Annotated in this window: 9 protein-coding genes; all 9 read right to left on the bottom strand. The window is 64.4% G+C overall.

Annotation, left to right across the window (positions count from 1 at the left end):
• Window positions 1–33: 33 nt before the first annotated feature.
• The gene (locus TZ03_RS14420) at window positions 34–681 is read right to left on the bottom strand and encodes an alginate O-acetyltransferase AlgF (protein ID WP_051098633.1); all 648 of its coding nucleotides are present in this window, start codon (window positions 679–681) and stop codon (window positions 34–36) included.
• 16 nt (window positions 682–697) lie between these two features.
• Window positions 698–1,855 carry an alginate O-acetyltransferase gene (locus tag TZ03_RS14415; RefSeq protein WP_051098631.1) on the bottom strand — a complete coding sequence of 386 codons (1,158 nt, stop codon included), beginning with the start codon at window positions 1,853–1,855 and terminating at the stop codon, window positions 698–700.
• Between the two features lie 10 nt (window positions 1,856–1,865).
• Window positions 1,866–3,323 carry an MBOAT family O-acyltransferase gene (locus TZ03_RS14410; protein ID WP_051098629.1) on the bottom strand — a complete coding sequence of 486 codons (1,458 nt, stop codon included), beginning with the start codon at window positions 3,321–3,323 and terminating at the stop codon, window positions 1,866–1,868.
• Between the two features lie 182 nt (window positions 3,324–3,505).
• On the bottom strand, window positions 3,506–4,609 hold the full coding sequence (locus TZ03_RS14405; RefSeq protein ID WP_051098627.1) for a mannuronate-specific alginate lyase: 1,104 nt from the start codon (window positions 4,607–4,609) through the stop codon (window positions 3,506–3,508).
• Window positions 4,610–4,616: 7 nt separating this feature from the next.
• On the bottom strand, window positions 4,617–6,056 hold the full coding sequence (locus TZ03_RS14400) for an alginate O-acetyltransferase (protein WP_051098624.1): 1,440 nt from the start codon (window positions 6,054–6,056) through the stop codon (window positions 4,617–4,619).
• A gap of 13 nt (window positions 6,057–6,069) precedes the next feature.
• Window positions 6,070–7,629 (bottom strand): mannuronan 5-epimerase AlgG, encoded by a 1,560-nt coding sequence (algG, locus tag TZ03_RS14395; protein WP_051098623.1) that lies wholly within the window; start codon window positions 7,627–7,629, stop codon window positions 6,070–6,072.
• A 22-nt stretch (window positions 7,630–7,651) separates the two neighbouring features.
• Window positions 7,652–9,130 carry an alginate export family protein gene (locus TZ03_RS14390; RefSeq protein ID WP_051098621.1) on the bottom strand — a complete coding sequence of 493 codons (1,479 nt, stop codon included), beginning with the start codon at window positions 9,128–9,130 and terminating at the stop codon, window positions 7,652–7,654.
• Entirely contained in the window at window positions 9,127–10,578 is a 1,452-nt protein-coding gene (gene algK, locus TZ03_RS14385) for an alginate biosynthesis TPR repeat lipoprotein AlgK (RefSeq protein ID WP_051098619.1), read from the bottom strand. Before algK ends, TZ03_RS14390 begins: the two co-directional genes overlap by 4 nt.
• A 90-nt stretch (window positions 10,579–10,668) precedes the next feature.
• Complete coding sequence (locus TZ03_RS14380; RefSeq protein ID WP_051098617.1) at window positions 10,669–11,835, bottom strand: alginate biosynthesis protein Alg44; 1,167 nt, start codon at window positions 11,833–11,835, stop codon at window positions 10,669–10,671.
• Window positions 11,836–11,855: the final 20 nt, after the last annotated feature.

The raw sequence follows: 11,855 nt of genomic DNA, 5'->3' as shown, positions 1-11,855 counted from the left end.
TGTTTCTCCAATAGTCGTTTACAGGCAGGGGGATCAGTTGCTAGCCACGGGGCGAGTTACCCACACCGGCGACAAGGCGTTGCCGGAACCCGTTACGTACAGCACTGCGGCTTCGCCGCGTTCCAGGGCGACGGGTTTGACGTCACCCACTTTCTTGTCTCCTTGATACAGCGCCAGGTTGACCTTGACCGGGTTGATTTCGCGCTCGCCACGGCCGCTGGCGGCCACCGGCTTGACCACTTCGGTCTTGCCGTCGGCGGTCTTCAGGGTCAGTTGCTGGTCGCTCAGGTTCTGCACGCGAACCAGGGCTTTCTGCTTGTTCTTGAACGGCGGTTCTTCGATCAACTGCGGGTTGCCGCTGGCGCTGTTGACCAGGGTGTAATACTTGTCCGCGGCCAGTTTGACCGGCACGCTCTTGCCGCCGACCTGGGCGGTGTAGTCGCCCCCTGGCAGGAAGCTGAAGTCGCTGCTGGCCTGGGCGCCAACCTGCTTGATCTGGGTGTTGCCGACGCTGGCGGCAGTCGGGGCGCTGGAGGCGTTGTACAGGCGCACGAAGGTCGAGCCTTTTGGCGCGCTCGGGCCGTACAGCGCCGCGTCGGCACCGGCGAAGGCCTGCAGCGAAGCCAGGGAAAGGCCGGCCGCGAGGGTGAGGGCTTTGGCAATGGAAGTCTTGGTAGTCATGTGCGATTTCCTCTGATCAGTGGTTCGTCCGGGTGGACGACAGGGCCAGGTTTTCTTCGGATTTACGGGTGTTTTTCAGCTGGGCGATCCACTGCGGATCGAAGCTGCTGAGGTCGTTCTTCATTGGCAGATAACGTTCGGGGAATTCCCACACCACCACTTGCGGTGCGGCGTTCTTGAAGGCATCGCTTTGCAGGTACTTGAGCATCGGCAGCAGCGGGCCATGGCCGTCTTCGGCATAGTTGGCCACGTCGCTGCGCAGCGCCTGCTGCAGCGCGCCGAGGAAGTTCCAGTGCGGGTTGGCGCTGTAGCTGGTGCCCACCAGCGCGACCGGGATCTGCTGGTCGGCGAACAGTGCGTCATCGGCGTCACCCTCGGCCTCGGCTGGCCGGGTGGTGCGCTGCTGCAGGTTGTCCGGGGCCGGCAGCAGGTTGCTGAACAGCGGGTCCAGTGGCAGGAAGTTGGTCAGGTCGCCCTTGTACGGGGCGGTGTTGCCGGCTTCGGTGATGAAGGTTTGCGGGTCGCCGTTGAGCAGGCTTTGCCGAGCCACTGCCTCGGCCAGTGCCTGCGCCGCCACTTCGGCGCCCATCGGCGTCCAGTGGGTGTCGGTGCGCAGGAATACTTGGCCACGGGCCTTGGCCTGTTCCAGCGGTGCCATCAGTTCCGGGGCGAACACGTTGGCCTGGCGCGCCTGGGCATGGAACTGGTTGTACAAGTCGTCATGCAGGCTGGCCGGCAGCTCCTTGCCCAGGTACTCGGCGTATACCCGCGCCTTGGCCGGCACGATCGCCAGCACCAGCTGGCTGCCATGCTGCTGCAGGGTGTCGCGCACGCCACGGATCAGCGCCAGGTTTTCCTGCATCAACTGCTCGGCACCGGCGGTGGGCTTGAACTCTTCGTCGCTGAACAGCCACTGGTCGCGGCCCAGCACCACGCCGGGGCGGCCTTCGTTGAACAGCTTGAAGTCCATCGCCGCCCACAGGTTGGTGCCCAGGCGCTTGATCGGGAACTGCTCGTCGTAGTGGGTTTCGGCGGCCTTGGCCAGCTTGCCGTCGAGCAGGCTCATCTGCTCGGTGCGCTGGAAATTCTGCAGGCCACCGGTGGACCAGGCGCCCATGCCCACCAGCAGGCCGAGGAACGACAGTGAATAGGTGATGCGTAATGTCCGGGTCATGTCATCAACCTCAGAACTGGAAGTAAAGGAACGGCGAGTAGCTCTGCGCCGAAAGCTTGAGGATCGAGGCCACGAACAGCAGCAGGACCAGGGCGCGGGTCATCACCCGGGTCCAGTCCAGGCCAATCGTGCCGTCGCTGTTGATTTGCACCGGGGTGGCCTTGGCTGTCGGCTTGGCGTTGCGGTAGAAGTCACGCAGCCCGAAGAACGCCAGGGTGATGTAGGCGAGCACCAGGGTGGCTACCTGCAAGCCAGTGAGCTGGGCGCGGTTGAGTTCCGACAGTTGCCAGTCGCCGAAGCTGAACATGGCGCCGTACATGCGGCCGGCCACATGCAGGTTCTCGGCGCGGAAGATCACCCAGCCGCACACCACCAGCAGGAAGGTGAAGGCCCATTTCACCGGGTTGAAACGCTGCGGGTTGGTGTCGATGCCCAGCGCCCGCTCGATGGCCAGCCACATGCCGTGCCAGGCGCCCCAGATGATGTAGGTGAAGTTGGCGCCGTGCCACAGGCCGCCCAGCAGCATGGTCAGGAACAGGTTGCGGTAGGTGTTGAAGGTACCTTTGCGGTTACCGCCCAGGGTGATGTACAGGTAGTCGCGCAGCCAGGTCGACAGGCTGATGTGCCAGCGTCGCCAGAACTCGGTGATCGACTGGCTGATGTACGGCTGCTTGAAGTTCTCCATGAAGCGGAAGCCCATCATCAGCCCCAGGCCGATGGCCATGTCGCTGTAGCCGCTAAAGTCGAAATACAGCTGCGCGGTATAGGCCAGGGCGCCGAGCCAGGCGTCGCCAGTGGTCGGGTTCTGCAAGGCGAAGCAATGGTCGGCCACCACCGCCAGGGTGTCGGCGATGAACACTTTCTTGATGAAGCCCTGCATGAAGCGGGTGCAGCCTTCGGAGAACTTGTCCAGGGTGTGGGTGCGGTTGTTGAACTGGTCGACCAGGTCCTTGAAGCGCAGCACGGGGCCGGCGATCAGGTGCGGGAAGATCGCCACGAACGCGGCGAAGTCGATCAGGTTGCGGGTGGCCGGGGTGTCGCCGCGGTACACGTCGATGATGTAGCTGATCGACTCGAAGATATAGAACGAGATACCGATCGGCAGCAGCACATGGGTGAGGATGAACGGCTCCAGGCCGAACGAGGCGATGATCGCGTTGAGGCTGTCGACACCGAAGTTGGCGTACTTGAAGTAGCCGAGGATCGCCAGGTCGACGCCCACGCCCAGCAGCAGCCAGCGTTGGGCCGGCTTGGTGCGCACGCCGGCGGCGCCGACTTTCAGGCCGATCCAGTAGTTCCACAGGGTGACCCCGGCGAACAAGGCGAGGAAGTCCACCCGCCACCAGGCATAGAAGATGTAGCTGGCGATCAGCAGCAGCAGGTTGCGATAACGTTGCCCGCTCAAGTAGTACAGGCCGAGGAAAATCGGCAAGAACAGGAACAGGAACACGTTGGACGAGAAGACCATCCCGGTTCTCCTTTTTGTTCACAGCATCCGGGGCACAGCGCCCCCCAAACCCCCCACACAAATGTGGCGGGCTACCTAGATCCCTGTAGGAGCGGGTTTACCCGCGAAGAGGCCGGCACAGGCACCGCACATGGCAGGCCCGGCCCTTTCGCGGGTAAACCCGCTCCTACAAGAGCTTTGCGTTACTTTTTCGATTCTGCGCTTGGGTCGTAGACCCGGGTCAGGTCGCCGCCCAGCCGGAAGCTGTTGAACGGCTGCATGCCGCGCTTGCGCTGCAGGGTGTCGCCACTGCACGCATACAGGCTGCAGTAGGGCTCCATCCAGGCGTACTTGCTGTCGATCTTCAGGTCTTTCATGTCCTGCTTCTGGCCATTGCGGGCCTTGAACGCGCTGGGGTCCTTCGACCCGGCCAATACCCGCTGCGCCAGGCGCTGCAGGGCATTGTCGTTCTCGCCACGCACATCCACGCCATTGACCTGGGCGAAGCTGGCGATCATCGCCAGTGGTGGCAGGGCGTAGTTGTGGTAGGCCAGGGCGCGCTGCTTGCGCTTGATCTCGTTGGGCAAGAAGCCCTGCTCGTCGACCTGGTTGGCGCCGATCTTGTATTCCTTCACCGCCCAGTCGAACAGGTCGCGGCGGTCAGTAGCCACGGCCGTGGCCATCACCGACCAGGCCGCCCAGTAGCTGTGGTTGTTGATCTTTTCCAGCGGCAGGTTGCTCCAGTCACGCACGGTTTGCTCGGCCAGGCGGGCGAACCATTTTTCGATCAGCTCTGCCTCGGCCTGGTGCGCGGCCAGCGGCTGCGAGTTGGAGAACTTCAGGCGCAACCACGAACCACTCATGCTGCCCAGCGCCCATTTGCGCATGGATTTGCCGGTGTGGTTGTAGTCGGTCGACATCAGCGCATCGGCACGCGCCCAGCTGCCCAGCCAGGCCAGGGTGCAGTCGAGCTGCGCCGGGCGGCCGTCACGCATGTACTGGCCGACCATCTTGCTCACGACCTTTTCCAGTGTGGTGATGTCCGCGGTGGACTTGCGAAAGGCTTTCTCCGAGGCGACGTTGAGCGTTGCCCGGGCCTTGTCCGAGCCCTCGTACTTGCTGCGGAACTGCAGTGCGCCGGTGTATGGCTTGGGTGCCGCTTCACAGCGGAAATTGCCGTCCCCGGTTTTCAACTGCTCGATGCCCTCGTAATACCCCTGCGGTGGCACCAGGGCGGCATGCGCGGCACTGCCAAACAGGGCCAAGGCAAGCAGGGCGGGGCTGAAGATTGGTTTGAATGCAGTCATGGTCGCCTCACTGGCCGGCCTGCGCGGTCTGCGCAGGCATGGCGAAGTTGTTGCGTTTGCAGAGCTTGGCCTCGACCTTCTGGGTGCCGCTTTCCGGCCCCTGAATCTCGAACGCCAGCAGGCTCTGGCTGGCCCAGTCCTCGTCTTCGCGCATCTGGAAGACAAAGCGGCCGTCGGTTTCGGAGGTTTCCGGTTTTTCCAGCTTGATGTCCTCGTGGCGGCCGTTGAGGTACCAGAGGGTGGCCTGCAGCACCTTCACCGACGGGTCTTCGAACTTGACGTCCATCTGCAGGTTGCGGTTGACCAGGTTTTTGATCACGCCGCCCTTGCCGTTGACCATCAGCTCGTTGTTGCCGGGCTTGAGGGTGGTGCTGGCGCTCATCAGCGCCGGTCGGTCATCGCAGCCGTCGTCGAGCAGGCCAAGGATCTGCCGCCAGATGGTTTCCTGGTCCAGGCGGTACAGCGGCGAGAATTCCCAGATCAGGATCTTCGGCGGGTTGTTCTGGAATTCTTCGCTGCCCAGGTACTGGATCATCGAGCCTTCCAGGCCGCCGCCAGGGAAGGCGACGTTGAGCACGTCGGCGCCAATGTACTGTTCGAGGAAACCGGAGAAGTTGTAGTTCTTGCCACTGTGGCTGGTGCCGACCAGGGTGATCTGCGCGTTGCCGCCGTCACCGAACAGGTCGTCGCCGCCGCTGGAACCTTTCGGTTCGGTGGCGAACTGGTCCATGTACTGGACGGCGTAGCTGGTGCCGCATAGCTGGCCGGCGACGTTGTGCAGGGTGCCGGTCTTGCCCATGCGCCCGGACTTGTGGGTTTCGAATTCCTTGCGCGGGATGCCTTCGAAGGCCGGCATCTTGTGCACGGTGTCGGCCACGATCTTGGCCGCGCGCTCGGCGCCGTACGGCGTCCAGTGCTGGTCGCCACGGAAGTAGAAGTCCTTGCCCTGGTCGGCGGCGGCCAGTTGCTCGTTGGTCAGCGGCGACAGGTCGGGCACGTTGTAGCCCATGCTGGCGAAGCGCTTGAGCATGGCCTGGTAGTTGCCCAGGGCCTTCTGGTAGTCGAACGCGGCTTTCTCGGCCGGGTTGAGCATGTTGCGGTTCACCAGGCCACGGGTCGGCTGGTACACCACCACCAGTTCCACGCCGCGCTTCTTGAATGCGTCGTGCACCTGCTGCAGGCGCTTGTAGCCGGCCGGCGTGGTGTTGAACTCGGTGCGCAGGTCTTCGCGGGTACGGAACAGCCAGTCACCCTGGGCCTGCACCAGCGTGGTGAAGTTCTGCTGGTAGCGGGTGGTGTAGCGGCTGGCGTCGTGCGCTTCGGGGCACAGCTGGCAGCAGGGCTCGGCGCTGAAGGTCGGGGCCTTGACCTCTTCGGCGCGCACGCCCTGGCTGATCGCCAGGAGGGCGGCGGACAGGCCCAGCAGTTTCATCAGGTGTGGAGTCATGGTCTGGGCTTCCTTAATCGATCATTTCGGTCTGGCGTTCGACCGGGTCGATCAGCACAGCCTTCTGCTGGCGCACCAGCAGGTCGAGGATTTCGTCCTGGCGTTCGCCGAGGATGCCGTTGAGGCTGATGCCACTGGCCTTGCGCGGGGCGAGCATGGACACCTTGTACAGCTCGACCGACAGCGGCGAGTCGATCGACAACGGGCCGGAGCCGTTGGCCGCCAGCTCGCCGCCGACCACGATCAGCGACACCTTGGTGTCGAACGGGTCGAGGGCGATGTCGCGGTCGGTGTCGGAAAGGTCCTTGATGTGGCCGTACACGCCGACCAGGCCGTTGGCCATGGCGACGTTTTCGTACAGGCGGATGTTCACGCTGTTACGCACGCGGATGCCGTGGCGGCGGTTGTTGATCAGCTTGTTGCCCCAGATCAGGTTGTCGCCGCTTTCGTACAGGGTGATGCCGTCGGTGTGGTTGCGGTAGATCTCGTTGTAGGCCACCAGGTTGTTGACGCTGTTACGGTCGATCACCACGCCGGAGAGCTTGTTGTCGTAGCTCTTGTTGTTGATGATCCAGCTGTCGTTGACCTCACGCGAAACGATGATGCCGTGCTTCTTCTTGGTGCCATGCACCGTGTTGCCGGCGATGATCAGCCGGTGCGAACGGTCGTGCGGGTCGATGCCGTAGACGATGTTGTCGCGGTAGGTGCTGTCCTTGACCACGAAATCCTGGGTCTCGTAGCAGTAGAAGCCGTACCACATGTCGCTGAACTCCGAGCCGATGATCCAGCCGGTGGGCTCCGGGCGGCCCATGCGCTTGGCCATGTTCGGTGTGTACTGCGAGATGCTCACGCCATACGACTTGGACTTGGCGTAGCCGAAGCTGGCCATCTTGCTGTTGACGATGTAGGTCTCGGTGCCGCCCCACGACAGCAGGAACGGGCGGAATTCCTTGGGCGAGCGGAAGGTCGCCGGGCCGTTGTCCTTTTCCCGCCAGCCAGTTACCTGGGTGTCGGTGACGAACAGCTTGCCGTCGTTGACCAGGAACGAACCGCCCTCCTGGGACAGGCGCAGCTGCTTGACCTTGCCGTCGATCTCGAGGATGCCCTTCTGCCCGACCACGATCGGCAGACGCGCCAGGTAAACCCCTGGCTCGACTTCGCTGAGGTACTGCCGGGGTACCTTCTTGCTCAGCTCGACCAGGTCGACATGGCCGTCATCGACGAAGATCGCCTGCGGGATGCCGTGCTGGCGCTGCACCCACTCGGCTGCCTTGTTGTCACCGCCGACGAACTCCTTGAGGGTGTCCTCCTGGAACATGCGGCGCAGGCTGACCTTGCCCTTGTGGCGGCGGTCGATCTTCTTCTGCACGGCCTGGGCGGTGTAGCCGGTCAGGTCGGGCAGCTTGGGCGGGTCCATCTGCAGCGGCTCGATCGGCGCGCTGGCCACGGTGTAGGTCTTGGCCTGCTGCAGCTCCTTGGCGATCACCTGGGGCTCTGCGGCGCTGGCCAGGCCCGAGGCCAGCAGCAAGGCGCTGGCCAGCAGGCTGTGACGTAAGTGCGGGTGAAGGTTCATAACGGTAAGTCCTCTACCGGCCTCAGAAGCGCCAGATCACATCGACGAAGGCGCGGTGCATGTACGAGTCCGTTTCCTTGCCGTAGGCGTCGCCTGGCTTGAACACGCCGGCGCGCAGGCGCACCAGCGCGGAGGGCTCGTCGATGGCCTGGCTCATCGAGGCCGGCAACAGGCCTTGCTTGAAGTACTTGGTCACGACCACGTCCATTTCCTGGCCGAGGTCTTTTTCGCCGTCTACCAGTGGGCGGTTCACGCCGTTGTCGTTGACCACCGCGTTGATGCCGCTGGAGCCGATGTTCTGGTTGCCGTCGACACGCCAGAACTTGTGGTAGATGAAGCTGGCGTCGTAGTCGTCGCGCAGTTGCCAGGAGGCGAACAGGGTGGCCGCCTGCAGGTTGCCCAGCTCGCCGCGGAAGGCTTCGCCGAAGCGGTGCACGCGTGAGCGGGTGCCGGTGTAGTTGGAGCGGTTGCTCTCCAGGCCAGTCTGCTCGAAGTTGTTCGAGCCGTCGTCGCCACCGCCGCCGCTGCCGCGGGCGTATGCCGCACCGACCTGCCATTGCGGGTCCAGGCGCAGGCGGATACCGAGGTCGGTGGCCCAGGCGTTGACGTCGCCGCTCTGTTTGCCGGTGGCGACCTGTTCGTCACCTACGGCCTGGCTGCTCAGGGTGTCGCGGTCACCGGTCAGCCAGGTGACGCTGCCCCAGTAGTTGACGGTGTGATCGTTGCGCCAGTTGTAGGCGTCGCTGTTGGCCTCCAGGCCCAGCCAGGTGAGGTCGCCGGTGCGGGTCTTGTCCAGCCCGTCGATGGTTTCGCCCGGGTTCTTCAGGCTGCCGCTGTCGTGGCTGTGGTGGGCACGTACGCCTACCCAGTGGCCAGGTGTCCACTGCGTGGCGAGGTTGCCGTAGATGTGCGTGCGGTCCTTGTCTTCCGGGGCCAGCTCGGTCAGGTCGGTGCGGTATTCGCTGAAGCGCTGGGCCACGCCCAGGTCGGCCTTGAGCAGGGTGGTGTCGAAGGTCCAGTTCAGCGCCTCGATGTTGGTATCGCGCCACATGCCATCGTCGCTGCGCAGGCGCTGGCGGCCCAGGCGCAGCTGTTCGCCGGGGTACTGCGTGAGGCCGCTGTAGCCGACCCAGAACTCACGCATGGCCAGGTAGCTCTTGTCTGGCGTACGGCCGTGGTTGCTGGTGTCGGTGGCGCTACCGTCGTCGTTCTGGCGCAGGGTATCGGTTTCGATGGTGTCGGTGGCGGCCACAGCCTGGCCCATGGCGTAGGCGCTCCAGTTACCGCGCTCGCCATACACCCAGGGGCGCAGGTCAAGGCCCAGGCCGTTGACGTCACCGCCGGAGCGGGTGCCGAGGTCGCGGTCGTCTTCGGACTGGCCAGTGATCTTCACATCGAGGCCGAAGTTTTTCTGGGCCGTCATGTCGGCCAGGGTCGGGCAGGACCACAGCAGGGCGAAGCTCAGGCCGATGCCGGCTTTCACGAAGGGATTGAGCGTCATAGCGAGTCCTCACCGTCTACTTCTTTTTCGTCGTCTTGCAGGGCTTCGAGGGCCAGGGTGCTGTTGCTGCCCTGGGCCATGCTGCCGCGGGCCTGCTTCTCCTGCGCCAGCAGGCGCTGGGCCTGGCTGCGCTGGTCAGGCGTGAGTTGCTGGTCGAGCTGTTGCAGCAGTTCGCTGGACTGCGGCGTCGGGTTTACCTGCGACAGCTGGGCGAACACCCAGGCGTTGCCTGGTTCAGGGCGGATGCCATGGCCTTCGCTGAACAGCTGGGCCAGGGCGTAGTCGGCGCTGTTCTGCCCGCCACGGGCGGCGGCCAGCAGATGGTCGACCGCCTTCTGCGGCTCGACGTTGCCCAGGTAGCCGCGGCGGTACAGCTGGCCCAGGTAGTAATGGGCGCTGATTTCGCCGGCATCGGCGGCGGCCTGCAGGTGTTGCTCGGCTTTTGCCGCATCGGCAGGCAGTGTCTTGCCTTCGTAGTACAGGCGCCCCAGTAACAGTTCGGCGCGTGGCTGTTCGGCTTCGCGGCCCTTGTCGATGTAGGCCAGCAACTGGTCGTTGTCGCCCAGTTCGGGGAAGTCGTACACCAGCTGGGCCAGGCTGACCCAGGACGCCGGGTTGGCCGGGGCCACCTGTTCGAGCAGCTCCTTGGCGGTTTTTTCGTCGGTCTGGCCGAGGCTGCGGTCGGCCAGCACCCGGGCAACGCTGTCGACCCGGGTGGCCGGTACTGCGCCGCGGGCGTAGGCGGCCTTGAGCTGATCGAGCAGGGCGGCCTGCTGGTCGGCCTGGCCACGCTTCTGGTACACGGTGGCCAACTCGACGTAGCAGATGTCGGTGGTGTTCAGGGCGGCCTTGCAGATCTTTTCCACTTCGCCCAGATGCTGGTCGTAGGTGCCCTGGGTGCGGTACAGCAGCACCTGGGCCAGGCCCGCTTCCGGGTTGCCGGCGGCGCGCCACTGGTCGATCTGCTGCTGTGCGTTGACCTTGGGGAAGCTCTGCGGATAGGTCAGATAGAGCATCGCCAGCGGGATCAGGGTATTGCTTTCACCTTGCTGGGCGGCGAGCTTGAGCAAGGTCTCGGCTTCTTCACGCTCGGCCTGGGTGCTGTCGGGCTTGGCCACCAGCAGGCGGCCAAGGCGCGCCTGGGCACGTGGCGAGGTGGCCGCGGCGGCGCGGTAGGTGGCCTCGGCTTCCTTGACTTGCGCCGGGTCGCGGGTGGCCACCTTGATGTCGGCCAGGCCCACTTGCGCATCGCTGTAGCCCAGGTCGGCCAGGGCCTTGTAGTTGCGTTCGGCCAGCGCCGTGTCACCGCGCTTCATGGCTTCGTTGGCCAGGCGCTGGTCAGGCAGGCCGGCACAGCCGGCCAGGGTGATGGTGATGGCCATGGCCAGGCCACATAGTCCCAGGTTTACTCGCACCCTGTGGGAGCGGGCAAGCCCGCGAATTGGCATGGCCGGCGATGCTGCCCATGCTGGCCTCTTCGCGGGCGAGCCCGCTCCTACATGGTATGTGTTGGTGTCAGAGATCATTGTCCGATCCTCTTACAGACCACGGGCCACGGCTTTGTCGATCAGCCAGTTCAGCGAGGGGCCACGGTCGCTGTTGACCGAAGTAGGGCGCCCGGCCAGTTCAGCCGGCATGGCGCTGTCGGGCTTGATCTGCACGCGGATGTCGGAAGACAGGTCTTCACTGTTGAGGCTGGTGCTGCTGACGATCTGGCCAGTACGCACTTCGTCTTCGCCGGCGACCTGGAAGTTGACCCGGGTACCCGGCTTGACCTCGTCGAACTGGCGGTAGCTGAAGCGTGCCTCGACCATCGGGTTGGTGGTACGTGGGATCAGCTGGAAGATCGGCTGGCCCTTGGCGGCGTACTGGCCGTCGTCCACCAGCTGGCGGGCGACCACGCAATCGCAGGGGCTGGTGAGGGTGCCGGACAGCTGCTTGCCGAACAGCTCTTCGATCTTCGCCGGCTCCAGTTGCGCGTCTTCCAGGTTGCCCTTGAGCATGTCCAGCATGCTGGTGGTGAAGCTGGCCAGTGGCGCACCCTTGGCGATCTGCCCGCCGCTTTCGACCAGGCTGTTGACGGTGCCGTCGCGCGGCATGGTGACGTTGGTGGTCGGTACCGCGACCACGCCGGCTTCGGCATGGCTGACGAAGTACATGCCGTACAGCGACTTGGCGACGAAGCCGAAGGCCGCCACGCCGACCACGAACACGCCGAGGGTGACGGTGACCGCCTTGAGCCGGCCGAAGGCGCTCAGGCCATTGCCACCGTCCTTCTGCTTGCGCGCCTTGGTGAAGTTGTCGCGCTGCAGGGTGCTGAGCACGTCGCCGACGCTGATCAGCTCACCCGACAGGTGCGTGGTGATGATGTGCCGCAAGGTGGCGATGTCGCGTGGTTCGAGGTTCTGGAACTGCGCACCGGTACGGCCGCTGTCGGGGTGGTACGAGCGCACCTGGAACTCGATGTCGATCGACAGCCCCAGGTTGTCGACCACGAACTGCAGGCGCCCGCGCAGCACATCGCCCACCGCCAGCTGTTGCTTGGTATGGAAGCTCAGGCCACCGGCGGACAGGTCATCGACCTTCACTTCGTGGGTCTGGCGCTGGGCGTCCAGGAAACGCAGCTTGGCGGGAATGCGCACCCGGGCATGTTGGCGCTGGGCTTCGGACTCATGCACGACATTGACGTTCACGGCGGTATTCATGGTGGTTTGTTCCTGTTAGA

The sequence above is a fragment of the Pseudomonas sp. 10-1B genome (assembly GCF_000935045.1).
Taxonomy (GTDB): Bacteria; Pseudomonadota; Gammaproteobacteria; order Pseudomonadales; family Pseudomonadaceae; genus Aquipseudomonas.
The sequence above is the reverse complement of the archived record's forward strand: the minus strand, read 5'-3'. Positions and strand labels throughout refer to the sequence as shown.

Excerpts from the sequence above, each read along its gene's own strand:
- TZ03_RS14420 (WP_051098633.1), bottom strand. The coding sequence starts at position 681 with ATGACTACCAAGACTTCCATTGCCAAAGCCCTCACCCTCGCGGCCGGC.
- TZ03_RS14415 (WP_051098631.1), bottom strand. The coding sequence starts at position 1,855 with ATGACCCGGACATTACGCATCACCTATTCACTGTCGTTCCTCGGCCTG.
- TZ03_RS14410 (WP_051098629.1), bottom strand. The coding sequence starts at position 3,323 with ATGGTCTTCTCGTCCAACGTGTTCCTGTTCCTGTTCTTGCCGATTTTC.
- TZ03_RS14405 (WP_051098627.1), bottom strand. The coding sequence starts at position 4,609 with ATGACTGCATTCAAACCAATCTTCAGCCCCGCCCTGCTTGCCTTGGCC.
- TZ03_RS14400 (WP_051098624.1), bottom strand. The coding sequence starts at position 6,056 with ATGACTCCACACCTGATGAAACTGCTGGGCCTGTCCGCCGCCCTCCTG.
- algG (WP_051098623.1), bottom strand. The coding sequence starts at position 7,629 with ATGAACCTTCACCCGCACTTACGTCACAGCCTGCTGGCCAGCGCCTTG.
- TZ03_RS14390 (WP_051098621.1), bottom strand. The coding sequence starts at position 9,130 with ATGACGCTCAATCCCTTCGTGAAAGCCGGCATCGGCCTGAGCTTCGCC.
- algK (WP_051098619.1), bottom strand. The coding sequence starts at position 10,578 with ATGCCAATTCGCGGGCTTGCCCGCTCCCACAGGGTGCGAGTAAACCTG.
- TZ03_RS14380 (WP_051098617.1), bottom strand. The coding sequence starts at position 11,835 with ATGAATACCGCCGTGAACGTCAATGTCGTGCATGAGTCCGAAGCCCAG.